Annotated in this window: 21 protein-coding genes; 9 read left to right on the top strand and 12 right to left on the bottom strand. The window is 69.6% G+C overall.

Translation table 11 applies throughout. The features are described 5' to 3' along the window. Positions 1–79 precede the first annotated feature (79 nt). Entirely contained in the window at positions 80–961 is an 882-nt protein-coding gene (locus AC07OY_RS00225; RefSeq protein ID WP_495040510.1) for a winged helix-turn-helix domain-containing protein, read from the top strand. On the opposite strand, the gene AC07OY_RS00220 is transcribed toward AC07OY_RS00225, so the two are convergent. Continuing rightward, positions 937–1,731: an MBL fold metallo-hydrolase gene (locus tag AC07OY_RS00220; protein WP_495040509.1), complete on the bottom strand. Its 795-nt coding sequence runs from the start codon at positions 1,729–1,731 to the stop codon at positions 937–939. The two genes, AC07OY_RS00225 and AC07OY_RS00220, sit on opposite strands and share 25 nt — an antisense overlap. Before the next feature lie 72 nt (positions 1,732–1,803). Continuing rightward, positions 1,804–3,252: a MocR-like pyridoxine biosynthesis transcription factor PdxR gene (gene pdxR / locus AC07OY_RS00215; protein ID WP_495040508.1), complete on the bottom strand. Its 1,449-nt coding sequence runs from the start codon at positions 3,250–3,252 to the stop codon at positions 1,804–1,806. A gap of 78 nt (positions 3,253–3,330) precedes the next feature. Between pdxR and AC07OY_RS00210 the strand changes: the two genes are divergently transcribed. Then, positions 3,331–3,804 (top strand): cupin domain-containing protein, encoded by a 474-nt coding sequence (locus tag AC07OY_RS00210; RefSeq protein ID WP_495040507.1) that lies wholly within the window; start codon positions 3,331–3,333, stop codon positions 3,802–3,804. A 63-nt stretch (positions 3,805–3,867) separates the two neighbouring features. Then, a complete protein-coding gene (locus AC07OY_RS00205; RefSeq protein ID WP_495040506.1) occupies positions 3,868–4,554 on the top strand; it encodes a GNAT family N-acetyltransferase in 687 nt (228 codons plus the stop codon). Here the strand turns inward: AC07OY_RS00205 and AC07OY_RS00200 are convergent. The 7 genes from AC07OY_RS00200 to AC07OY_RS00170 all read right to left on the bottom strand — a co-directional run bounded on the left by AC07OY_RS00200 (position 4,520) and on the right by AC07OY_RS00170 (position 10,926). Then, the gene (locus tag AC07OY_RS00200) at positions 4,520–4,750 is read right to left on the bottom strand and encodes a hypothetical protein (RefSeq protein ID WP_495040505.1); all 231 of its coding nucleotides are present in this window, start codon (positions 4,748–4,750) and stop codon (positions 4,520–4,522) included. The genes AC07OY_RS00205 and AC07OY_RS00200 overlap by 35 nt on opposite strands. A gap of 113 nt (positions 4,751–4,863) precedes the next feature. Next, a complete protein-coding gene (gene comJ, locus AC07OY_RS00195) occupies positions 4,864–5,361 on the bottom strand; it encodes a competence protein ComJ (RefSeq protein ID WP_495040504.1) in 498 nt (165 codons plus the stop codon). Between the two features lie 75 nt (positions 5,362–5,436). Beyond that, positions 5,437–6,582, bottom strand: coding sequence for an ATP-binding protein (locus tag AC07OY_RS00190; protein ID WP_495041949.1), 1,146 nt, complete (start codon positions 6,580–6,582; stop codon positions 5,437–5,439). Beyond that, complete coding sequence (locus AC07OY_RS00185) at positions 6,582–7,298, bottom strand: response regulator (RefSeq protein ID WP_495040503.1); 717 nt, start codon at positions 7,296–7,298, stop codon at positions 6,582–6,584. The genes AC07OY_RS00190 and AC07OY_RS00185 overlap by 1 nt, the downstream gene beginning before the upstream one ends. Further along, the gene (locus tag AC07OY_RS00180) at positions 7,295–8,206 is read right to left on the bottom strand and encodes a dioxygenase family protein (RefSeq protein ID WP_495040502.1); all 912 of its coding nucleotides are present in this window, start codon (positions 8,204–8,206) and stop codon (positions 7,295–7,297) included. The genes AC07OY_RS00185 and AC07OY_RS00180 overlap by 4 nt, the downstream gene beginning before the upstream one ends. A 96-nt stretch (positions 8,207–8,302) precedes the next feature. After that, entirely contained in the window at positions 8,303–9,010 is a 708-nt protein-coding gene (locus tag AC07OY_RS00175; RefSeq protein WP_495040501.1) for an ankyrin repeat domain-containing protein, read from the bottom strand. 668 nt (positions 9,011–9,678) lie between these two features. Then, positions 9,679–10,926: an ANTAR domain-containing response regulator gene (locus tag AC07OY_RS00170; protein ID WP_495040500.1), complete on the bottom strand. Its 1,248-nt coding sequence runs from the start codon at positions 10,924–10,926 to the stop codon at positions 9,679–9,681. A gap of 194 nt (positions 10,927–11,120) precedes the next feature. On the opposite strand from AC07OY_RS00170, the gene AC07OY_RS00165 reads away from it, so the two are divergent. Further along, positions 11,121–12,380, top strand: coding sequence for an MFS transporter (locus tag AC07OY_RS00165; RefSeq protein ID WP_495040499.1), 1,260 nt, complete (start codon positions 11,121–11,123; stop codon positions 12,378–12,380). A gap of 48 nt (positions 12,381–12,428) precedes the next feature. Here the strand turns inward: AC07OY_RS00165 and AC07OY_RS00160 are convergent, their stop codons facing one another. Further along, positions 12,429–14,189: a bifunctional protein-serine/threonine kinase/phosphatase gene (locus AC07OY_RS00160; protein WP_495040498.1), complete on the bottom strand. Its 1,761-nt coding sequence runs from the start codon at positions 14,187–14,189 to the stop codon at positions 12,429–12,431. Between the two features lie 306 nt (positions 14,190–14,495). Here AC07OY_RS00160 and nirB point away from each other — a divergent pair, with 306 nt between their 5' ends. From nirB to cobA, 5 genes are all read left to right on the top strand, one after another. Beyond that, positions 14,496–16,946, top strand: a complete 2,451-nt coding sequence (gene nirB / locus AC07OY_RS00155) for a nitrite reductase large subunit NirB (protein ID WP_495040497.1) — start codon at positions 14,496–14,498, stop codon at positions 16,944–16,946. 134 nt (positions 16,947–17,080) lie between these two features. After that, positions 17,081–17,827: a type IV pili methyl-accepting chemotaxis transducer N-terminal domain-containing protein gene (locus AC07OY_RS00150; protein ID WP_495040496.1), complete on the top strand. Its 747-nt coding sequence runs from the start codon at positions 17,081–17,083 to the stop codon at positions 17,825–17,827. Positions 17,828–17,832: 5 nt separating this feature from the next. Continuing rightward, positions 17,833–18,216 (top strand): nitrite reductase small subunit NirD, encoded by a 384-nt coding sequence (gene nirD, locus AC07OY_RS00145; RefSeq protein WP_495040495.1) that lies wholly within the window; start codon positions 17,833–17,835, stop codon positions 18,214–18,216. A 163-nt stretch (positions 18,217–18,379) separates the two neighbouring features. Next, positions 18,380–21,133: a nitrate reductase gene (locus AC07OY_RS00140; protein WP_495040494.1), complete on the top strand. Its 2,754-nt coding sequence runs from the start codon at positions 18,380–18,382 to the stop codon at positions 21,131–21,133. Then, positions 21,130–21,879, top strand: coding sequence for a uroporphyrinogen-III C-methyltransferase (cobA, locus tag AC07OY_RS00135; protein ID WP_495040493.1), 750 nt, complete (start codon positions 21,130–21,132; stop codon positions 21,877–21,879). Before AC07OY_RS00140 ends, cobA begins: the two co-directional genes overlap by 4 nt. Before the next feature lie 102 nt (positions 21,880–21,981). Here cobA and AC07OY_RS00130 read toward each other — a convergent pair whose 3' ends face one another. Together AC07OY_RS00130 and AC07OY_RS00125 are read right to left on the bottom strand one after the other, a co-directional pair. Then, positions 21,982–22,347, bottom strand: a complete 366-nt coding sequence (locus AC07OY_RS00130; protein WP_495040492.1) for a hypothetical protein — start codon at positions 22,345–22,347, stop codon at positions 21,982–21,984. Between the two features lie 249 nt (positions 22,348–22,596). Continuing rightward, positions 22,597–24,147 carry a methyl-accepting chemotaxis protein gene (locus tag AC07OY_RS00125; protein WP_495040491.1) on the bottom strand — a complete coding sequence of 517 codons (1,551 nt, stop codon included), beginning with the start codon at positions 24,145–24,147 and terminating at the stop codon, positions 22,597–22,599. Positions 24,148–24,156: the final 9 nt, after the last annotated feature.

The following is a 24,156-nucleotide window of genomic DNA, read 5'->3' as shown; positions in this document are numbered from 1 at the left end:
TGATCCCCGCCCTGAACGGCCTGAATCCGCTCTGAAATCTTCTGAATGGCTCTGATTTCATGCTGAAAATGCGCCCGGCATGGACAGACCCGCCCTCACCGCCGCCCCGTTTCGCCTGCTGGACTGGCGCGTCGACCCCGCGCGCGGCCTGCTGACGCCCCTGCAAGGCGGTGAAGCCCTGCGCCTGGACGCGCGCGCCTTCCAGCTGCTGCTGCACCTGGCGCACCACCCGGGCGAGGTCGTCAGCATCGATGAACTGCTGGACGAGGTCTGGACCGGCGTCGTCGTCAGCCCCGACTCGGTCTACCAGGCCATCGCCGGCCTGCGCCGGGCCCTGGGCGACGATGCCAAGGAGGCGCGCTACATCGCCACCGTGCCGCGCCAGGGCTATCGCCTCGTCGCGTTGCCGCAAGCGGATGAAGTTGCGCCTGCGCCGCCGCAACCACCATCCCAGCGGTCGCGACGCGGCCTGATCGGCGCCGGCCTGGGCCTGGCCGCCGTCGCGGCTGGCCTCGCGTGGTGGCTGCCCCGCGCGCCCGCGCCAGGCACCCGTGCCGTGGCGGTGCTGCCCTTTTCCGACCTCACCGACGCGATGGACCAGGAGCCGTTCGCCGACGGCATGACCGAGCAGATCATCGACACCCTCAGCCGCCGCCCCGGCTGGCAGGTGCCGGCGCTGTCGCGCGTGATGTTCTACAAGGGCAAGGAAGTGGCGATGGCGCAGCTGGCCCGCGATCTTGGCGTGCACCATGTGCTGGAGGGCAGCGTGCGCCGCTCGGGCGACACGCTGCGCGTCAGCGCCCGCCTCGTCAATGCGGCCGACGGCTATGTCGTCTGGTCGGAGTCCTTCGACCGCCCGGGCACCGACCGCCTGGCCGTGCAGGCCGAGGTGGCCACCGCCGTCGGCCAGGCCCTGGGCCGGGCCCTGGACCCCGCTCAGGCCGCGACCATCTCGAAATAGCGCTCGAAGGACGCGTCCACGGCGGCCCGTCCGCCGCCGATGATGTTCAGGCCCCAGGTGAAGCCGTAGACGTCGTCGAAGGGCACGCCGCGCAGCCGCGCCTGCGTCTCGCGAATGAACGACGGCCGCGCCGGCACATGGTTGGGCACGCTGTACATGAAGCTCACATGGCGCCGGTCCTGGGCCACATGCAGGGAGTCGCCCGCCAGCAGCAGCGAGCGCCCGGCGCCCTGCCAGTGCAGCACCGTGCTGCCGGGGAAATGGCCGGGGCAGCGCAGCAGCGTCGCGCCGCGCCCCAGGGCCAGGGTGTCGCCGCGCCAGAACTCCACCCAGCGCGAGCAGCGCGCCACCCAGTCGCGGTCGTTCTCGTGCACGAAGATGGGCACGCCGCCGAGCGCATCGCTCCAGCGCACCATGGCCGAATAGAAATGCGGATGCGAGATGGCGATGCGCTCCACGCCGCCACGGCGCTTCAGCTCGGCCACGGCCTCGGGCGTGACGAGAGCGGTGGTCTCCCACAGCACGCCGGCCTCGGGCAGGTGCAGGGCCCGCTGCGGGATGGCAAAGCCGGGCGTGACGCCCACACCGAACAGCGCGTGGTCCATCTCCAGCCGGTTGCGGTGGGTGCCGGCCAGCTCCTCATGCGTGGTCCAGGCCTGGCCCTGCCAGCCCACGTACTGGCGCTCGTCATTGCAGATGCGGCACAGCATCGGCGGCTGCGCGCTGTCCTCGTGTTCGGTCCCGCAGGTGCGGCACATGAAGTGGGGCATGGAGGTCTCCTGGGATGGCAGGCGCCAGCTTAGGAAAGCCCATGGCTCCTTCACAGAGCCAAGTTTGGCGATTCAGAGGGTGCCAAGCACCTGGGCCAGCCGCTTGACCGCCTCCGGAATGCGTGCCGCCGTGATGCTGCCGTAGCCCAGCACCAGGCCAGGCATGCCGCCCCCCTCGCCCATCCAGTAGCGGCTCAGCGGCTCGACGCCCACGCCGGCGGCCCAGGCGCGGCGCGTCAGTTCGTCCGTGTCGACGCCCGGCAACCCCACGGCCAGGTGCAGGCCGGCGATGGCCGGATAGATGTGCGCCCGCTCGCCGAGATGGCGCCTGAGCATCTGCTCCAGCACGCGCCGCCGCTCGGCGTATTCGGTGCGCATGCGGCGCACATGGCGCAGCAGATGGCCCTCGGCGATGAAGTCGGCCACGGCCGCCTGCATCAATGCCGGCGAGCCGAAGCCTGACGCATGCTTGGCCGCCACCAGGGCCTCGCGCGCCCAGGCCGGCACGACGACATAGCCCAGGCGCAGGGCCGGCAGCAGGATCTTGGACAGCGTCCCGACATAGAAGACCCGGCCGTCGCGGTCCAGGGTCTTGAGCGCATCCAGCGGCCGCGGCGTGAAGCGGAACTCGCCGTCGTAGTCGTCCTCGATGACGACGGCCTGGCGATCCGCCGCCCAGTTCATCAGTTCGCGCCGGCGCGCCAGCGACATGGCCATGCCCAGTGGCGACTGGTGCGAGGGCGTCACGCAGACGATGCGCGCCTCCTTCGGCAAGGCTTGCACCACCAGGCCTTCGGCGTCCACCGGGATCGGCGCGAGCCGCGCGCCCGCGCCCAGCAGCGCTGCCCGCATGGGCGGGTAGCCCGGGTTCTCGATGGCCGCCAGCGTGCGGCCCGGCGTGACCAGCACGCGGGCGATCAGGTCCAGCGCCTGCTGGGCCCCGGCGGTGACGATCACGTCGGCCGCCGTGCAGGCCACGGCCCGGGACGACGACACATGGCCGGCGATGGCCTCGCGCAGCGCGAGCAGGCCCTGCGCCTCGGGGTAGCGCGCCGGCTCGCGCGCGGCGGCCTGCAGGGCGCGCGTCTGCAGGCGGCGCAGCACGTCGAAAGGGAAGCTCGACACCTCGGGCATGCCGGTCTTGAAGTGATACGCCGGCGCCGGCCCGCTGGTGAGAGGCGCCGGCCAGCCGCCCGTCTCGCCGCGCAGCCAGCGGCTGTCGGCCCAGGGCGCGACGCTGGCGCGATCCGACACGGCCACCGCCGCCTTGGGCAGTTCGGCCACGAAGCTGCCCGCCGCGCCGCGCGACTCCAGCCAGCCCTCCGAGGCCAGCAGCTCATAGGCTGCCACGGCCGTGTTGCGCGACACGCCCACCTGCGCCGCCAGCTCGCGCGAAGCCGGCAGACGCAGGCCCGGCGCGAGCCGGCCATTGGCGATGGCCTCGCGCAGGGCCGCGTGCAGGCTGGCCAGGCGCGAACCGCGGCCGCCGAGTTGCAGATCGAGTTCCAGGCTTGGATCCATAGCTTCTCTTCGACTTGGCCCTTTTGTGGAGCCAACACCTGGCGCACTCTAAGGCCTCGGCCACACGGACTCTTCACCATGCTCCAACTCCAGCCCCATCTCAGCCCCTTCGTCACCTCGGCCCTGCGCCGCGCCGGCCTGGCCGACTGGATGCCCGAGGGCGCAGGCAAGTGGTCCCTGCCCCTGCAATTCCTGCCCGACGGCGGCGGCTGGGTGGAGCTGATGCTGCTGAGCCCCGGCACCCGCCTGGGCTGGCACCGCCACCATGGCGAGGTGCATGCGCTGAACCTGCAGGGCAGCCGCCGCCTCAACGACGGCCGCGTCATCGCCGCCGGCGACTATGTCTTCGAGCCCGAGGGCAATGTCGACTGGTGGGAAGCCATCGGCGACGAGGCCCTGCTGCTGCATGTCGTCGTGCGCGGCGACGTCGACTACGTGGACCCCGCCGGCCAGGTCAGCCTGCACATCGACACGGCCAGCCGCATCGCCGACTACGAAGCCCATTGCGCCGCCCTGGGGCTGCCCTCGCGCGTGCTGGAACTGTCGGCATGACATCAATCTCCCGGCGGGAGGTCTGCTGCCACGTCCTGTCGTCCGGCTGGCCTAGGCTGCCACATGGACTTCGATTGCACGGATGACGCGGCCCTTCTGGCCGCCTGGGGCCACGGCTGGGCCCGATCACGCGGCACGGCCGCCCCGCAAGCCCTGGAAGACGGCGCCTGGCGCGTTGTCGTGGGCCTGCCGGGCCACCGCGAGCGCCACCTGCTGCCGGCCTGGGAACTGCCGCGCCTGCGCGCCTGGGCCGAACGCGAGGCGCGGCCCGGCGTGTGGCTCAAGGTGCTCGCCGATCCCGCCGCGCTGGCCCTGCCGCCGCCGTGGACGGTGCATGCCACCGAGTACCTGATGAGCACGCCGCTCGATGCGCCGGCCCCGTCCGCACTGGCGGCCGGCTATGCGCTGGACTGGGTGGAGGACGGCGCCAGCATCGAATGCCATGTGCGCGCCGCCAACGGCGACCTCGCGGCCCGGGCCCGCGCCGGCCTGGCCGGCCGGCATGCCATCTTCGATCAGGTCGTCACCGAGGCGGCCCATCGCCGTCGCGGCCTGGGCCGGCAGGCCATGTCATGCCTGAGCATCGCCGCGCGGGCGGCCGGCGCCGACACCGGCCTGCTCGTCGCCACCGAGGACGGCCGCGCCCTCTACTCGGCCATGGGCTGGCGGCTGGTATCGCTGATGACGGCGGCCAGCGTGGACGAGGCGAGCCAGATCAGCGAACCCGCCACTTGCTCGACCGATCCATGACAGCGCCCAGGATGGCGATGAGCCCCCCAGCAATGCCCAGTGCGGGCAGCCACGGGTGGATGAACAAGCCCATGAAGAACAGCCAGAACGAGAAGGCCAGCAGACCGCCCCAGCGGAACCAGGGCTTCATGTTGATGCTGAGCTCGACGCCGCAGTCGCGGCACCGGGCCGCGTCCGGCGCGCCCTCGGTCTGCACGGCACCGCCACATACGGGACAGCGATTGGAGGCAAGCCTTCGGAACAACTGGACTCGCATGGGCTCCGTCATATGCTTCCCTGATTCAAGACAGGGCAATGTAGCGAACGCGCTCAGCCCTCTCCAGCGACGGCGGCAACCTCGATCAATTTCGTCGGTGGCGCCAGCTCGCCGTCTTTCAGCAGGATTTCACTGAAGGGCGCGGGCTCGGACAAGCGTTCGAAGAACAGGTCGATCACCCCAGCGCCCTCGCCGAGCAGCGACTGCGCCACCACCAGACGGTAGTGGCCTGGCGCCAGCCGAACGATCCGGCCGCTGTCAAACTCCTCCGGCCCTTCAACGATCACCATGCCCGAATCAACCGCGAAGGGAACGGCGATCACTCGCTGGTAGGTTTCCTTCGCAACATAGGGTGCAGTGCTCGCCCTCACATCCGCGTCGCCGAATTCGTCCAAGGCACGAAAGCAGGCCACGGACTCGCGCCGCGCAAACCCTTGGGCGAAATGCGTGTCCGTCCATTCGCAGCCAGGCAGCTTCTCGCTCTGGTCGAACACCATGAACTGCCCATAGGAAAAATACATCTGCGGATGCAGCGGATCTTGGTCGGCCAAGCAGGCCTCCAGCCCATCGAGTTGATCACCATGCGCGGCACCACTTGTACCAGCGACCGCTGCAACAGCGTCTGGCTAGAACACCACCTCGGCCCGCAAGCCCCCCTCGGGCCGGTTGGCCAGCAACAGCACCGCCCCCTGGCGCCGCACCAACTGCTGGGCGATGTAGAGGCCCAGCCCGGTGCCTCCGGTCGCGCGGTTGCGCGAGCCCTCGACGCGGCGGAAGGGTTGGCGCACACGCTCCAGTTCGGCCTCGGGGATGCCGGGGCCGTCGTCTTCCACCACCAGCCGCGTCACGCCGGCGGCGAGGTGCACGCTGACGCGGGCAGTGCCCGCATAGCGCAGCGCATTGCCGACGAGGTTGTCGACGACGCGTCGCAGCGCGACCGGGTCGGCGCTGATGACGGCGGGCGGGCCGTGGAAGGTCGCGGCAGCTCCCGTCTCCGCGAGGTCATCGACCGCCGACTGGGCCAGGGCGGACAGGTCCACCCGCTGCGGCTCCGCCACGTCGGCGGGGCGGAAGACATCGATGACGCTCTCCACCAGCCGGTTCATCTCGCGCAGGTCGTCGATGCAGCGCTCGCGCACCTTGGCCTCCACCTCGCCCGTCTCCAGGCGCAGCCGCATGCGGGTCAGCGGCGTGCGCAGATCATGGGAGATGGCCGCGATCATCAGGCCGCGCTCCTCGAACTGGCCGCTGAGCTCGGTGGCCATGCGGTTGAACACGGCGGCAGCGTCGCGCACTTCGCGCGTTCCCTCGTCCTCGTTGAGTGCAGGCGCCGGGCGGCCCTGGGCCAGCGCGGGCGTCAGCCCCTGGGCCGCGGCCACCAGGCGGCGCACCGGCCCGGCCAGCCAGCGCGAGCCCCACCAGGCGGCCAGCGCGATGACGAGCAGGCGCACGCCATAGTCGATGACGCCGCTGCGCCAGGGCAGGGACGAAGGGGGCAAGGACGGGAAGGTCGGCATGCGCGCCGGCATCTGGGCGCCAGGCTCGCGGCGCGGCGGCGGGCCCTCGCCGAACCCTTCCCCATGCATGGGCGGCGGCGGTGGCCCGCCTTCGGCGTGCATCGACGGTGGGCCCGGCCGCTCGCCCGGGCTGCCCAAGCCGCCCACCGCCTGGGTCACCAGGCTCCAGGCCGCGAAATGGCTGACGGTCAGCGTCACCCACATCAACAGGAAGAGGCGCAGGCCCAGGCGATCCCAGTCCTTCCAGGGCTTCATCAGCACGGGCTCACCTCGGCATCGAACAGATAGCCCTCGCCGCGCACGGTGCGGATCAGGCTGGGCTCGCGGGCCGTGTCGCCGAGCTTGGCGCGCAGCCTCGACACGGCCAGGTCGATGCTGCGGTCGTTGACCTCGACGCCGGGCGCACGGGTCAGCTCGATGAGTTGGTCACGGTTGAGCACCCGGCCCGGGCGCTGCGTGAAGGCGGCCAGCAGGCGGAACTCGGCACTGGACAGCGCGATGCCGACGTCCTCGGCAGTGATGAGCTGGCGCGTCATCCGGTCGAAGCGCCAGCGGCCGAAGCGCAGCAGCCGCGTGTCGTCGTCGATGTTGGACGCCTGGCCCTTGTTGGCGCGCCGCACCAGGGCCTGCAGGCGCGCGACCAGTTCGCGCGGCTCGAAGGGCTTGGCGAGGTAGTCGTCGGCGCCCAGCTCCAGGCCGACGACGCGGCTCATGGTGTCGCCGCGCGCCGTCAGCATCAGCACCGGCGGCGCGTCGGCTTGCGTGCCCAGCCAGCGCAGCAGCGCAAGGCCGTCCTCGCCGGGCAGCATCAGGTCGAGCACGATGACATCGGGTCGCTGCGCCGCCAGCGCCTGGCGCATGGCCTGGCCATCGGCCGCCGCGCCGACCCGCCAGCCAAAGCCTTCGAGATAGGCCTGCAGGCTGGTTCGGATCTCGGCATCGTCGTCGACGACCAGGCAGTGGCCAATCATGCAGAGATACCGACCCTCAGGGTCGCGACATAGCCGGCACTGACCGAGCCGGTGACGGTGGCGAGCTGGGTGGTGTAGCCATCGCTGAAGATGTTGTCGCTCGTGAAGCTGATCTGCGACAGATTGCCCGCGCTGCCCGTGTAGCCGCTGCTCGCGTAGACGGCGCTGCTGACGTCGTTGGGGAAGGCGATCTGCGAGGTCTTGAGCTTGTTGCTCCAGCTGCTGGCCGTGTTGGTGGAGCGGTAGACCTCGAAATGCATATGGGGCATGCGGCCCGAATAGCAGCCAGGGAAGATGGTCTGGAACGTGGCCGTGCCGTCGGTGGCCGTGGCCTGTACGCCGCGCAGGTAGTTCTCGGCCGTCACGCCGCTGGAGTACATCGAGTAGCGGCCCAGGGCGTCGCAATGCCAGAGGTAGACGGCATAGCCGGACAGGTCGGCGCAGGACGCATTGGTGTTCACAAGCTCAATGATGACCTGAAGCGGCACCCCCGTGGCGATGCCGCTGGCGCCGGCGATGCTGGAGCGGATGTCGCTGCGCACGACGCCCGACAGCGTCAGCACGTTGGCGATGCTGCCATTGGCGGTGTTGGAACCGTCGCCAGGGTAGGGGCCGGCAGTCTCCTCCGGGATGACGGAGCAGCTGCTGCTCGTCGAGCCACCGCTGGAGCTGCCGCTGCCGGATGAACCCGAGGAACCCGACGACGAGGAGGAATCGCTCGTCGCGCTGCTGCCACCGCCGCCGCAGCCGGCCAGCGTCACCGCGCCGGCGCCGCCGAGGGTCATGGCGCCGGCACCCAGCAGCCAGCGCAGCGCCACGCGGCGCTCGAAGGCCTGCTGGTGCAGGCGGCTCAGGTCGTGGGCCAGGCCCAGGTCGTGGTCGTGCTTGGCGTCGTGTTCGTGGTGCATTGCAGCTCCTTCGGTGGTCGGATGCAGGCATTGCACCGCCGCGATGTATCGGGCGGATCGGCAGATTGTGTCGGCGTCGACACAGCCGGTGCAGCGTCAGAGATGGGGGCGCCCCACGCCCATGACCTCCCAGCCCGCGCCGTGGTCATAGGTCGAATGGCGCGAGGACGAGATGCGGAAGCTGCCGTGGCAGAGCCGCCGCAGCAGTGCGTCGGGGCGCAGATGCCAGCTGGCCCAGGACAGGGGCGTGTCGCCCTGCGCGTCCTGCGCATCCACGCGCGCGCCGTGGGCGATCAGGTGCTCGACGGTCGGCTCGCTGCAGTAGGCGGCGGCGCGATGCAGCGCGGTCTCGCCGCGAGTGCGGGTGTCGCGCATGAAGCAGCCCGTCTCCACGCCGGGCCGCGTCGCACGGTTCGGATCGGCGCCATGGGCCAGCAGCACCTCGACGACGCGGTCGTAGTCGGGCCGGTTGGCCTTGCAGCAGGCCATGTGCAGCGGCGTCTCGCCGGTGTCCTCCAGCGCGTGGTTGACGTCGGCGCCCAGCTCGATGAGGAACTGGCACAGCCGCCAATGGCCGTGGAAGGCCGCGCCGTTCAGGCCCTGGTTGTCGCCCAGGGCGGCCAGTGCCGCGCCCTGCGCCAACAGGTGGCGGATGCCGCTGACGTCGCCGTAGTAGGCACACCAGCTCATCAGGCTCACGCCGTAGCCATCCGCGGCGCTGGCAGGATGGCCGGAGGCCAGCAGCTCGAAGATCAGATCGGTGCGCCCGTCGGCAATGCGGGCGAAGCGTTCGTCATCGGTCATGGCAGGGGGCTCCGGTTGGGCGGATCGGAGCATTGTGTCGAGGGGGGCAATATGGATGCGTTGCTTTTGCGCAGAGTGCGTCTGCTCGGTGCATTGCCGGGAGTCCGTCCCGGCGGCCGGGTAACTTTCTTCTGCGGGGCCAGAAGAAAGTCACCAAAGAAGAGGCCCTGAACCGCACACGAGCGCGGCGCCGCCATCAGCGGCGCGCGAAAACGCCCAGCGGCATCGCGGGAAGAAGCGAACCGCTGCGCTCTCGCGCCTGACTTGTGAAGCTCCCGACCCATCGAACCGGCGGCCCGTCCGACGCGCGGCTGCACGCCGTGCTCACGAGTTGAAGACCCAACTCAGCGTCGCTCGGGCGACGCGGCTGTTCGGCATTCCCTGATGAGGCCGGCGTGCAGCCGACGTTAACTGGCGTGAAGGTCCGATCGCTGGCGCTCCTCACAAGTCGTAGGCGAGAGCGCAGCGGTTCGCATCGGGGTGCGGCTCAGTTCGAGCGAAGCGAGCGCTTCATCCCGCTCGAGTGCGGATTGCATCAGCGCTCCTCTTTGGGTGACTTTTCTCTGGCGAGTCAGAGAAAAGTTACCCGCCCTGCCGGGGCGGACTCCCGGCTCACTGCATCGAGCTGCTGAAGGTCCTGGAGAAAGCATCCAACACCCAAACCAACCTCACCCCAAGATCAACTGCAACGACCCCTGCAGCGCCTGGATCAACGCCTCCAACGCCTGCAGCAGCCTCTCGCTCCCTTGGTGCATGCGCTGCACCGCATCCCCCTGCTCCACTCTCAACCCTCGCAGCAGCAACAGCCAGGCTTCATCGACCGCCGCAAATGCCGGCTGCAACGCAGGCCCTGCCAGCGGCGCGGCGCGCACCTCGTCATAGGCCTTGATGAACTCGTCCAGGCCCGCGGCCAGGCCGCTGGTGTCATGCCCGGGAATGACCTGCGCGAGCAGGCCTTCCTTGGCCAGGCGCTGGCTCAGGAGCCGCAGCCGCGTGACCTGGGCGAGCAGGCCCACCGGCCGCTGGCCGGCACGCTCGGACAGTTTCGCCACCAACACCTCGCTGCTTTCCAGCAGACGCTGGGCGGCCCGATCACTGCGGGCCAGGTCCGGCTGGCGGTTGCCCAGGGCCGCATCGAGCTGCGTCCAGGCGGCTGATACGGCGCCCAACTCTTCCGCCAGATCCTGGCGCAGCAACTCGCCCAGCCGCGCCAGGTTGCCGGCCACGCGCTCGGCCGAAGCGTCCAGCAGGGCCTGGGCCTCGCGACGCTCGGGCGGGGCCAGCTTGGGCCATTGGCGCAGGGCCTGCAGCTTGACGAGGCGCTGGCTCAGCATGCGCTGGGCGCCGGCGCGCTCCAGCGCCTCCGCCAGCTCGCTGGTGTGCACCACACCGCGCGCCACCTCGGGCAGCTTGGACTGGGTCTGCATGGCGGTATTGCGCAGCAGCGCGAAGGCCGCGGCCTCGTCGATGCCGCGGGCCTGCATCAGCAAGCCCTTGGCGCGCTCCGTCCACTTGCGCTCGTCGAGCTTGGCCTGGGCCGCCTGCTCGCGCGCCTGCTGATGGCCGGCCAGGTCGCGGGCCCACAGCAGGGCCTGGCCCAGCACGCCGGCATCGACGTCGGCGGGCAGCCACTGCACCGCGCCACGGGCCAGCACGGCGCGCCTTTCAGCGTCGCTCGGCGGCGGCGACAGCAGCACGGCCGGCAGGCCAAAGGCCCGATCGGAGTGCAGCAACTGCGCCAAGGCGGTGCGATCCGGGCACCAGATCAGGCCCAGGGCCGGCCCCTCGGCGGGCGCGGCAAGCTCGGAAACGGTGCACAGCGACCAGCCCTGAGCCTGCAAAGCAGCGGCCTGGGGCGGCAACTCGGGGCTGCAGATCAGCGTGGGCGACAGAGGAGAAGCGACGGTGTCGGACATGGTTTCGGGAGTCACGCCCCAAAACGGCGCAAGAAACAGGCCAGCGTCATTGCCGGCGGGCGGGCATGAGGTTTGCAAGTATCGGCGCGTGGTGCTCGCAATGGTGCGGGCTCCCTCCCGCTGTGACGTCCTGCCGCCCAGGCAAGACCGGTGGGCGGCCGCGGGCGCTTGCAGCCAGCAAGATCGAGCCCGAGATGTCCGCCCTGCAAAACTTCAAAAACGCCGGCCACAGCCCCACGCTGTTCGCCGCCTTTCTGTATTTCGCGTTTTCCTGCTGCATCTGGGTGCTCAACGGCGCGCTGGCGCCCTTCATCAGCGAGGCCTACAACCTGACGCCGGCACAGAAGGGGCTGATGCTGTCGATTCCCATCATGGCCGGCGCGCTGATGCGCTTTCCGCTGGGCCTGCTGTCCCAGTACATCGGCCGCAAGAACGCGACGCTGGTGGAGATGGGCCTGATCGCCGTCGCCATGCTCTACGGCTTCTTCATGGTGAAGAGCTATGACGACCTGCTGGCCATGGGCGTGCTGCTGGGCATTGCCGGCGCCAGCTTCGGCGTGGCCCTGAGCCTGGGCTCGGGCTGGTATCCGCCGCAGTACAAGGGCCTGGCCATGGGCCTGGTGGGCGCGGGCAATGTGGGCACGGCGGTGTCCGTCCTCGTCGCGCCGCCGCTGGCCCAGGCCCATGGCTGGCAGACGGTCTACGCCTTCGCGGCTGCGGCCATCCTGTTGCCGATGGTCGTCATGATCGTCTTCGCCAAGGAGCCGCCCGACGTCGACGCCCACGCCTCGCTGCGCGAGCACGTCGCCTGCCTGTTCGAGAAGGACGGCTGGGCTTTCAGCCTGATCTACGGCGTGACCTTCGGCGGCTTCATCGGCCTGATCACCTTCCTGCCCACCTACTACTACGACCAGTTCGGCGTCTCCAAGGTGCAGGCCGGCCAGCTGACAATGCTCGCGGCCTTCATGGGCGCGGCGGTGCGCGTCGTCGGCGGCGCGCTGTCTGACCGCTGGGGCGGCGTCAATGTGCTGACGCTGGTGCTCGTCGTCGTCGCCATCAGCCTGGCCGGCGTGGGCCTGGCCAGCGGCTCGCTGGTGCTGACGACGCTGCTGCTCATCGTCTGCTTCGCCGCTCTCGGCGCGGGCAATGGCGCCCTCTTCCAGCTGGTGCCGCTGCGCTGGCCGGCGGCCACTGCGGTGGCCGGCTCGATGATCGGCGAGATCGGCGCACTCGGCGGCGGCCTGGTGCCCAACCTGATGGGCCTGTCCAAGCAGCATGCCGGCACCTACGCCTGGGGCTTCGTCGTCTTTGCCGTGCTGTCCGTGCTGATGCTGGGCGTCATGCGCGTGATGCAGATCCGCTGGACGCGCACCTGGGCCGAGAAGGGTGGGCGCGCACGCCGCGTGGCGGCGGCAGCCAAGGAGGCGGAGCCCGTGCACTACCAGCGCGTCTAGGCGCCTTCGCCTGGCTTCACGGCCCGCTTCGGCGGGCCGTTTGCTTTCTCAACGGGGTAGAAAAGCCAGCCAGGCGATCAGCAGCAGGTTGAGGATGGCCGACAGGCCAAAGGCGATCTGCCAGCCCGACACAGCGGCCTCGCGCGGGCGAGCAGCCTTCGCAGATGCGGGCTGATCGCGCGCCGCCAGTCGCTCCAGCGCCAGCAACAGTTCGTCGGCGGTCTCGAAACGCGCTTTGGCCTCTCTCGCAATGCCGCGCATGACGAGGCGATCGAGCGGCATCGGCACGCTGGGTTGCAGCCGGCTGACGCTGGCCGGCTCGCGCTTGTAGCGGGCCAGCTGGTAGGGCTCGATCTCGCCATAGGGCAGCTTGCCGGTCAGCGCCTGGTAGAGGGTCACGCCGAGGGCGAACAGGTCGGAGCCCGCATCGGCGGGAACCGGCGGGTCCTGCCATTGCTCGGGGTTGATATAGCTGGGCGTGCCGGCATGCAGCTCATGCGAGGCCGCCGGCGCACGCGGGCTCAGGGCCACGCCCAGATCGAGCACCCGCCATTGGCCGTCGTCGCCGAAGTGGAGATTGGCCGGCTTGATGTCGCGGTGCACGACACCGGCCGCATGCAGCAAGCTCAGTGAGCGCGCCACGGCACTCGCGAGCGCCTGGGCCTGGGCCACATCCAGCGGCCCCTTGGCCAGCAATTGCTCCAGCGTGTGGCCGCCATGCCAGTCGAAGACGGCATAGAAATGCGTGGCGCCGTCGGCGGGCGCATGCACGCGCACAAAGCCGCCGGAACTCCAATCACGGCCGCCACGTCGCCGATGCCGTGGCGCTTCGGCCAGGCGCAAACCCAGCCAGATCTCATGGGCCAGCATGGCCCGCTCCTCGGGGTCGTCGGCGCGGCCGGGGCGCAGCATCTTCAAGGCCACGAGGCGGCCGCTCGACAACTCGCGCGCCTGCAGCAGGCGGTGCACGCCGTTGTCGGCGACGAGGGCCGTGACCTGGTAGCCATCCAGGGTCGAGCCGACGCCCAACGGACCGGGGCTGGGCAGGGTGCGGCCCAGGGCAGCGAGGTCGCTCAGGCCGGGATCGGCCAGGTCCTTCACGTCCAGCACCAGGGCGGTCGCGTTGTCGCTGCTGCCCGCCGCCAGCGCCGCCTGGGTCAGCGCATCGGCGGCGGCCTGGGCGCCCTCCGTCGTGCGCAGCACATCGGCGATCTGGCGGCTGCGCAGCGCGCCGTGCACGCCGTCGCTGGTCAGCAACAGGCGGTCGCCGACCTTGAGCTCGCCGGCGCTGTGGTCCAGGCGCAGCGCATCGTCCAGCCCCAGCGCGCGCGTCAGGCCGGCGAAGTCACGGCGCTCCATGCGGTGGTCCTGGGTCAGCAACAGGCATTGGCCATCACGCAGCAGCCAGGCGCGGCTGTCGCCGACATGGGCCAGCGCATAGCGGCGGCCGCGCAGGGCGATGGCCGTCAGCGTCGTCAGCGCCTCGCGCGGCTGGCCGTCGGCACCGGGGCGGCGGTTGTGCGAAGCCAGCCAGGCGTTCTGGTGGCCGAGCAGGCGGTCCATCGCGACGCTGGTGTCCCAGTCGGCCGGCACGCCGTGGAAGTCGCGCAGCAGGCTCATGACCGAGGTCTGGGCAGCCATCAAGCCATCGGCGTTGGAGTTCTCGCCGCCGCTGACACCATCGGCCAGCGCCGCCACCCAACCGCGCTCCGCCTCATGCGAAGCCGGGGCCTGAACGCCGGCGAAGTCCTCGTTGCGAGGACGCTTGCCCTGCAGGCTGGACAGGCCGGTGTCGAGTTCGAAGCGCATGTGTGGTTGTTGTTAGTGATTCGCGGGCCGAGCGCCGGGCCGCTCCCTAGCCGGCCCGCACTGGCGATGTGCGTGCTGGTCGAGCCGGCACGCATCGCCGTCCCCGCGGGGGACCGGCCAAGGTACGCCTTGGACGAGGGGCCTCATCTTGGTGCAGTTTCAGGATGAGTGCACCCGCACCGGGACAGCAAGCGCTTCGGCGTGGGGCGCCGCTGGTCGTTTTGCACGCTGCGGCAGGACTGGAGGCCAGCTTCATCGCTGGCACATGCCTTGCAAAGCAATTGGCAGGCCACTCAGGAGTTCGGCATGAAGAAGATGAAGCTCGTGATGGTGGGCAACGGCATGGCCGGCGTGCGCACGCTCGAAGAGCTGCTGAAGATCACGCCCGACCTCTATGACATCACCGTCTTCGGCGCCGAGCCCCACCCCAACTACAACCGCATCCTGCTGTCGCCGGTGCTGGCCGGCGAGCAGACGATCGACGAGATCATCCTGAACCCGCTGTCCTGGTACGCGGACAACGGCATCACACTGCACCTCGGCAAGACGGTCACAGAGATAGACCGCGTGCGCCGCCGCGTCATCGCCGCCGATGGCACCGCGGCTGAATACGACCGCCTGCTGATCGCGACCGGCTCGAATCCCTTCGTGCTGCCCGTGCCGGGCAAGGACCTCGAAGGCGTCATTGCCTACCGCGACATCGCCGACACCAACGCGATGATCGATGCGGCCACCCAGTACAAGCACGCCGTCGTCATCGGCGGCGGTCTGCTGGGGCTGGAGGCCGCCAACGGGCTGATGCTGCGCGGCATGCAGGTGACTGTCGTGCACCTGGTCGACACCTTGATGGAGCGCCAGCTCGACGGCGTGGCCGGCGACCTGCTGCGCAAGTCCCTGGTCGACCGCGGCCTGAACTTCATGCTGGGCGCGCAGACGCAGGAACTGCTGGGCAACGCGGCCGGCCGCGTGCGCGCGATCAAGCTCAAGGCGGCCGATGGCCAGATCGTCGAAGTGCCGGCCGATCTCGTTGTCATGGCTGCCGGCATTCGCCCCAACACCGCCCTGGCCGAGAAGGCCGGCCTGCATTGCAGCCGCGGCATCGTCGTGACCGACACCATGCAGACGGTGACGGACCCGCGCGTCTACTCGGTCGGCGAATGCGCGGCCCACCGCGGCATCGCCTACGGCCTGGTGGCGCCGCTGTTCGAGCAGGGCAAGGTCTGCGCGACTCACCTGGCCCAGTTCGGCATCGGCCGCTACCTGGGCTCCTCGGTCAGCACCAAGCTCAAGGTGACGGGCATCGACCTGTTCTCAGCCGGCAACTTCACTGGCGGCGCCGGCACGGAAGAGATCGTCATGAGCGACCCCTTCGCCGGCGTCTACAAGAAGCTGGTCATCCAGAACGACCAGCTCGTCGGCGCCTGCCTGTACGGCGACACGGTGGACGGGGGCTGGTACTTCAAGCTGCTGCGCGAGGGCCGCAAGATCGCCGACATCCGCGACAAGCTGATGTTCGGCGAGGCCGGCGCCAACATCGGCGACGTGGGTCACCAGGGCGTCAGCCGCGCGGCGTCGATGGCCGACACCGACGAGGTCTGCGGCTGCAACGGCGTGTCCAAGGGCAGCATCTGCAAGGCCATCCGCGACAAGGGCCTGTTCACGCTGGACGAGGTGCGCAAGCACACCAAGGCCTCGGCCAGCTGCGGCAGCTGCACCGGCCTGGTCGAGCAGCTCATCATGTTCACGGCCGGTGGCGACTACTCGGCAGCGCCCAAGAAGAAGGCGATGTGCGGCTGCACCGAGGCCAGCCACCAGGATGCCCGCGACACCATTGCCAAGGCCCATCTGCTGACCAAGGAAGAGGTCTTCCACGCCCTCGACTGGAAGACGCCCAATGGCTGCGCCACCTGCCGCCCGGCCATCAACTACTACCTGATCTCGACCTGGCCCAAGGAGGCCCTCGACGATCCGCAGAGCCGCTTCATCAACGAGCGTTCCCACGCCAACATCCAGAAGGACGGCCGCTATTCGGTCATCCCGCGCATGTGGGGCGGCGAGACGACGAGCTCGGAACTGCGCCGCATCGCGGATGCGGTGGACAAGTACCAGATCCCCACCGTCAAGGTCACCGGAGGCCAGCGCATCGACCTGCTAGGCGTCAAGAAGGAAGACCTCGTCAACGTCTGGAAGGACATAGCCATGCCCTCGGGCCATGCCTATGCCAAGGCCCTGCGCACGGTGAAGACATGCGTCGGCAGCGAGTGGTGCCGCTTCGGCACGCAGGACAGCACGCAGATGGGCAAGGACCTGGAGCGTGCGCTGTGGCGCATGTATGCCCCGCACAAGGTCAAGATCGCCGTGTCGGGCTGCCCGCGCAACTGCGCGGAGGCCGGCATCAAGGACGTCGGCGTCATCGGCGTGGACTCGGGCTGGGAAATCTATGTCGCCGGCAACGGCGGCATCAAGACCGAGGTCGCCGAGTTCTTCTGCAAGCTGAAGACGGCCGAGGAAGTGCTGGAGTACAGCGGCGCCTTCCTGCAGCTCTACCGCCTGGAGGGCTGGTACCTCGAGCGCACGGTGCACTACGTCGCCCGCGTCGGCCTGGACCACGTCAAGAAGCAGGTCCTTGAGGACGCCGACCGCCGCAAGGCGCTGTGGGCGCAGCTGCAGTTCAGCCTCGACGGCGAGCCCGACCCCTGGTTCGATTTCGACCAGGCCCGTGTCGACCTGCGTCAATTCGAAAAGGTCGGCGCCTGATGTTGATGAGCCCACCCCCTACCGGCTTCGCCGGCCCCCTCGAAGGGGGCGCTGCCAGTGGCCTGGCAAAGCCAGTTCCGCGGCAGCCGCGCGGTCATGCACTACTGGACCGCCGTTCGATCCTCTTCTGTGGATTGGGTCTGGCCGCCGGCCCAGCCCTGGCCCAGGGCCGCATCAACCAGCTCGGCGAAGCCATCGACAAGGCCGGCGCCCAGCGCATGCTGAGCCAGCGCATGGGCAAGGCCTGGCTGGGCCAGCTGCGCCCCGAACTCGCCGATCGCGCCCGCTCGGTGCTGCAGGTCAGCGAGGCCCGTTTCGAGAAGCAGCTCACCGAGTTGCTGGCCTTCGCCCCCACGCCCGAGATTGCCGGCAGCTACAAGGCCATTCAGCACCGCTTTGGCGACTACCGCGCCCTGCTGAAGAGCAAGCCCAGTGCCGAGCGCGTCGGCGAGTTGCTGCAGACCTCGGGCGAGATGCTCAGCCTGGCCCAGGTTGCGACCGGCCAACTGCAACAGCGCTCCGCCGCGGCCACGGCCATGCTGGTCAATATGTCGGGCCGCCAGCGCATGCTGTCGCAACGCCTGGCTCTCTTCTTCATGGCTGGCCAGCAAGGTGCGCGGGCCGATCTGGTCGCCAAGGAAACCGTCAAGGCCCGCGCCGAGTTCGAGACCGCCATGCGCGTGCTGTCCGCGGCCCCCGAGGTGACGCCCGCCATCCGCGACAACCTCGAGCTGGCGCGCAATCAGTGGGTCTTCCTGCAGTCGGCGCTGGCCGGCGAGAGCCAGGGCCCGGAGGCGGCCAGCAACGTCTTCGTGGCGAGCGAGAACCTGCTCGCCGTGATGGAAACCGTGACGGGGCAGTTTGCCCGCCAACTCGGATGACAACCATGGACGACTGGACCCGCATCTGCGCGCTGCAGGACATCCCCGTGCTGGGCTCGCGCCGTGTGCAGCGCCCTGTCGGCGTCGACGTGGCCCTGTTCCGCAATGCCGAGGACGAAGTCTTCGCGCTGCTGGACCGCTGCCCGCACAAGGGCGGCCCCTTGAGCCAGGGCATCGTCTTCGGCAAGAGCGTCGCCTGCCCGCTGCACAACTGGACCATCGGCTTGAATGACGGCACGGCCCGCGAGCCCGATGAGGGCTGCACGCCGAGCTTTCGCGTGAAGCTGGAAGGTGGCGACGTCTTCCTGCTGCAAAACGAGCTGGACACCTTGGCTCTTGACCTTCCTGCACCTGTCGCAGGCCCGAAGATTTCGATTGCGGTGGCTTGAGCGGCGAAGGCCTGACTGCCTAGAAGAACATGAGCGAGACAAAGCCCACCTGCCCCTATTGCGGATACGCGCTGAAGCGCGATCCGCTATGCGGTGACACGCAGCACTCCCCTCTCGTCCCCTCGCCAAGCGAGGGGCTCCACAGCCGAGGGTGGGTATGACCATGCGCGAAACGAAATCCACATGCCCGTACTGCGGCGTAGGCTGTGGTGTTGTGATCGAGCACGATGACACGCAGATCACCGGCGTGCGCGGCGACCCCGACCACCCGGCCAACTTCGGGCGCCTGTGCACCAAGGGCACCAATCTGCACCTGACGGCCACGCCGGTTGTCATCCAGCATCAGCGCCTGCGTGAGCCGCAGAAGCGCGGCGCACGCAGCGCACAGCCCGAAGTGGTGAGCTGGGAGCAGGTCAACCGCGAGATCGCCGACAAGCTGCTGGCCATCCGCGCTGAACACGGTCCCGAGTCCATTGGCGTCTACATCTCCGGCCAGCTGCTGACCGAGGACTATCACGCCTTCAACAAGCTGGCCCGCGCCGTCATCGGCACGCCGCATATCGACTCCAACTCGCGGCTGTGCATGAGTTCGGCCGTCGTCGGCTACAAGCAGGCCCTGGGCGCCGACGCGCCGCCCTGCAGCTACGAGGACATCGAGCTGGCCGACTGCGTGCTGATCAGCGGCGCCAACCCGGCCTGGGCCCACCCCATCCTGTTCCGCCGCCTCGAAGCGGCGCGCGGCAACAAGCAGGGCCGAAATGCACAACATCGGCTCATCGTCATCGACCCGCGCCGCACCGAGACGGCCGAGCTCGCCGACCTGCATCTGCAGATCCGCCCCGGCACCGACGTAGCCCTGTGCCATGGCCTGCTGCATGCCGTCATCTGGCAAGGCTGGACGGCCAACGGCTTCATCGAGCAATCGACCGAAGGCTTCGACGCTCTGAAGGAACTGGTGCGCGACTGGGCACCGTCCCGCGCCGCCCAGGTCTGCGGCGTCAAGGAAGCGGACATCTGGCAGGCCGCTGAATGGTTCGCCACCTCGCCCTCTTCGCTCAGCCTCTACTGCCAGGGCCTCAACCAGAGCAGCAGCGGCACGGCCAAGAACACGGCCCTCATCAATCTGCACCTGGCCACGGGCCAGATCGGCAAGCCCGGCGCCGGCCCCTTCTCGCTGACCGGTCAGCCCAATGCCATGGGCGGCCGCGAAAGCGGCGGCATGGCCACGCTGCTGCCCGGCCATCGTGACCCGGGCAGAGCCGCGGACTGGGCGGAGATCGAGTCGCTGTGGGGCGTGCCCGGGCTGCCAGGCAAGCGCGGCCACACCGCTGTCGAGATGTTCGAGGCCGCCGCGCGCGGCGAAATCAAGGCGCTGTGGATTGCCTGCACCAACCCGGCCCAGTCCATGCCGGATCAAGCCACTGTGCGCAAGGCGCTGGAGCGCTGCGAGCTGGTCATCCTGCAGGAGGCTTTCGCCCACACGGCCACAGCCAAATACGCCGACTACCTGCTGCCCGCCGCCACCTGGGGCGAGAAGGAAGGCACGGTCACCAACAGCGAGCGCCGCATCAGCCGCGTGCGCCCGGCCGTGCCGGCGGCCGGTGAGGCGCGGGCCGACTGGCGCATCGTGCGCGACGTGGCTGAACTCATCGATGCTGGCCTCGCCCGCCCGTCGCGCATCGTCGCCAACGGTCCGGAAGACCTGTGGAATGAACACCGCGAGTCCACGCGTGGCCGCGACCTCGACATCACCGGCCTGTCCTGGATCACGCTGGACACCGAAGGCCCGCAGCAGTGGCCCTATGTGACGGGCTCGACCCCGCGCCTCTATACCGACGGCCGCTTTGCCACCGCCGATGGCCGCGCCCGCTTCATCACCAAGCCCTACACGGCCACTGCCGAGACCGCATCGCCGAAGCGCCCGTTCGCGCTGACCACCGGCCGCATGCGCGACCAATGGCATGGCATGAGCCGCAGCGGCAGCGTGCCGCGCCTGTTCGCCCATGAAGGCAAGCCGCTGGTGCGCATCCACCCCAGCGACGCCGCCCGCCGCAAGCTGGCCGAGGGCGAACTCGTCCATGTGCGCTCCAAACGCGGCGAGGTCGTGCTGCCGCTCAAGCTCGACGAGAACGTGCCGCTGGCCGGTGCCGACATCGCCATGCACTGGGGCGACGAGTTCATCGGCGCCCAGCTCGGCATCAACGCCGTCACGCAAGGCGCCTTCTGCCCCGACTCCAAGCAGCCCGAACTGAAGTTCAGCGCCGTCGCCATCGAGCCCGCCGACCTGCCCTGGCGCCTCAGCGCCTGCGCCTGGGTCGCACCCGCCGACGGCCCGCGCCTGCGCGAGCGGCTGCGCGCACTGATGCCGCGCTTCGGCTATGCCCACTGCCTGCCCGAACCGGCCAAGGGTGAGCAGGTGGGCTGGGCCTTCGAAGCCGCCTGCGCCGAGGCGCCGGCGGCCGAACTGGTCGAGGAACTTGCCGCCGTGCTGGGCCTGAACAACCCCGCCGTGCTGCGCTACGCCGATGCCCAGCGCGGCCGGCTGCGCCTGCTCAATCTCGACGGCGATGATTTGCAAACCGCACCGCTGCAGGCGCTGCTGCGCGTCGGCCAGCATGAAGAAGGCGCCTGGCTGGTCGACCTGTGGCGCGAGCGCACCGCGGCCGCCACCGTCGGCCGCTGGCTGCTGTCGCCCGGCGCACCGCCGACCAACATGACGGCGGCCAGCCCCCAGGTCTGCAACTGCTTCGATGTGCGCGAGGACGTCATCCGCCTGACGCTGCAGCGCTGCAGCGGCAGCCCCACCGAAAGGCTCGCCCAACTGCAGGCCGAGAAACGCTGCGGCACGCAATGCGGCTCCTGCCTGCCGACCTTGCGCCGCCTGGTCGCCACCACGCCTGAGGAAGTACCGGCATGAACCACATCGTCTCTCTTGTTGGCGCCGGCCCTGGCGATCCGGAACTGCTGACCGTCCGCGCGCTCAGGCGCATCGAGGCCGCCGATGTGGTGCTGGCCGACGACCTCATCGACCCACGCGTGCTGGGCCTCGTCGAGGGTCGCCTGCTGCGCGTCGGCAAGCGCGGCGGCTGCATCTCGACGGACCAGCACTTCATCCATGCGCTGATGATCAAGGAAGCCCGCGCCGGTCACCGCGTCGTGCGCCTCAAGGGCGGCGACCCCTTTGTCTTCGGCCGCGGTGGCGAGGAGGTCGATGCGCTGCGCGAGGCCGGCCTCGACGTGGAAGTGGTGTCAGGTCTGACCAGCGGCATCGCCGGCCCGGCCGCCGTCGGCATCCCGGTCACCGACAGACGCGCCTCGCCCGGCGTCATCCTCGTCACCGGCCATCCCGGCGAAGGCCGTGCCGAACCCGACTGGGCGGCCCTGGCGCGCACCGGCCTGACCCTGGTCATCTACATGGGCGTGGCGCGCTCGGCCGACATCACGGACAAGCTGTTGGATGCGGGATTGAAGGCCGATCTGCCAGCGGCCGTCGTCAGTGCGGCACATACGGCGCAGCAGCGACATGCGGTGACGACGCTGGCTGGATTGCCGGACTGCATTGCGCGCGAGGGTCTGAAGAGCCCGGCCCTCTTGGTCATCGGCGAGGTCGCCGCCCACGCGGCGCTCGATGCCGTTCAGCAGGGCGCTCGCCAAGTAGGCTGAAGCGCCGCCGGTGCTGGGTCACGCAGTTACCGGCCTGCGCCTAGGCACTGAGTGCTGACGATGCAGCCGACGTTGAAGTCGCGCTGCGCGAACTCGACAGGCTCAGGGCTGCTGCTCCAGGGTTTCGATCAGGAAGAGGATTTCGGCGGCCATGGTGTGGCTCAGCTCCGGGGCGGAGGCGAGGCCACGGTCGCGACTGCCGGCGAAGACGGCTTGGAGTGCACGGATGAAGTTGTGCAGACGAGCGAACTCCGGATCGGCGGCCAGTCGCTGGAGCAGCGTCTCAGCTTCGGCCGGATTGCCTGCGCCGAGGTGCTGCGTGACGCGGAGGACCAGGCGGCCCGCTGCGTCGTGGTTCTCGCCGCCGGCGCGGCGGTAGTCCAGGTAGCAGCGGATGGCCTGGCCCTGCGCCTGCGTGGCAGCGGCTGGATTGCCGGCATCGGTTTCGATTTCAGCGAGCTTGTCCATGCATCGCCTGGTTAAGCGGGCTGGAACCGGTGCTTCGCACTAGGAGTCGCCCGGGGAGTCGAAGGAGAACTCGGCGGGGGCGCCGAAGGCGTTTTGATGGTACTGGCCGCAATCGGCCAGAACATCATCAACTCCGACGATGCAGAGCGATCGACGGCGTGCTGCACAGGCGCGCCCCGACCGGCACTCCTGCGGCAACGCCAACAAGGTCTATCTGGCTTGGCCGGCACAAGCCTGCCGGCAGTCGCCTCAGCTCAGCTTGAAGCTGCTCACCAGCCCGGCCAGGCGCACCGCCTGCTCCTTCAGCGACTGAGCCGCCGCGGCGGACTCTTCCACAAGCGCGGCGTTCTGCTGCGTCATCTGGTCCAGCTCCGTCACCGTGCCGTTGACCTGGGCGATGCCCTGGCTCTGCTCGACGGCGGCGGCGCTGATCTCGCCAATGATGTCGGTCACGCGCTGCACCGAGCCGACGATGTCGGTCATGGTCGTGCCGGCGTCGTTGACGAGATGGGTGCCGGCCTCGACGCGCTCGACGCTGGCGCCGATCAGCGCCTTGATCTCGCGGGCGGCTTCCGCCGAACGCTGGGCCAGCGAACGCACCTCGCCGGCGACGACGGCGAAGCCGCGGCCCTGCTCGCCGGCACGCGCGGCTTCCACCGCGGCATTCAGCGCCAGGATATTGGTCTGGAAGGCGATGCCGTCGATGGTGCCGATGATGTCGGCGATCTTGCGGCTGGCGTTGTTGATCTCGCCCATGGTGCTGACGACGCGCGACACGACATCGCCGCCGCGACCGGCCGTCTCGGCGGCGGCGCCGGCCAGCTGCTTGGCCGTCTGCGCCGAGTCGGCGCTCTGGCTGACGGTGCCGGTCAGCTGGGTCATGGAGCTGGAGGCCTGCTGCAGGTTGGAGGCCGTCTGCTCGGTGCGCTGCGACAGGTCCATGTTGCCGGTGGCCACCTCGGTCGACGCGACCTGGATGCTTTCGGCCGACTCACGCACCTGGCCGACGATCTCGGACAGGGACTTCTGCATGGCGGCCAGGGCCTGCATCATCTCGGCGGACTCGTCGGTGCCGCGGGCCTCGGGCGCGCGCGACAGGTCGCCGTCGGCCATGCGCTCGGCAAAGCGCTTGGCCGCCACCAGCGGGCCGATGATGGAGCGCGAGATCAGCACCGCCAGCGCGCCGCCGGCGATGACGCAGACGGCGAAGGCGACCAGGAAGCCGACGAAGATGCCGCTGATGGTGCTGTCCACCTTGGTGAAGACTTCGTCGCCGCGCTTCTTCAGGTCGCTCTCGATGCCGTTCAGCATGGCCAGGGCCGGGTCGTAGGCAGCGTCGGCGGCCTTGATGTCCTCGAAGGCGGCCTGGGCGTCGGGATAGCTGTCGGCCAGGATCTTCTCGGCCACGGGCTTGACGGCCTTGCGGTAGTCGGCCATCAGGCCGCGGAACTTGGCCAGGGCTTCCTTGCCCTTCTCTTCGGTGGAGATGGCGCCGAAGTCGTCCATGGCCTTGTCCAGACCCGCCTGCGCGGCATCCCACTCCTTCTTGGCGCGGGCCATGCCGTCCTTGTTGAAGATGGAGGCCACCAGCGTGGAGGTGGCCGCCTTGCTCTGCAGCAGCTGGCTGCGCGCTGCCATCGTGATGTTGGAGGCCGGGATCAGTTTCTGGGTGATGCCCTGGATGGCCTTCTGGGACACGTTCAGGCCGAAGCCGCCCACGGCCACGAGCAGCGCCGTCATCGCGAGGATGATGCCGAAGGCCAGCCAGAGGCGGGCTTGGATGCGCAGACGTCGCAGCATGGGGTTCTC

It is taken from the genome of Roseateles sp. GW821-FHT09H10 (assembly GCF_059415865.1).
The sequence above is the reverse complement of the archived record's forward strand: the minus strand, read 5'-3'. Positions and strand labels throughout refer to the sequence as shown.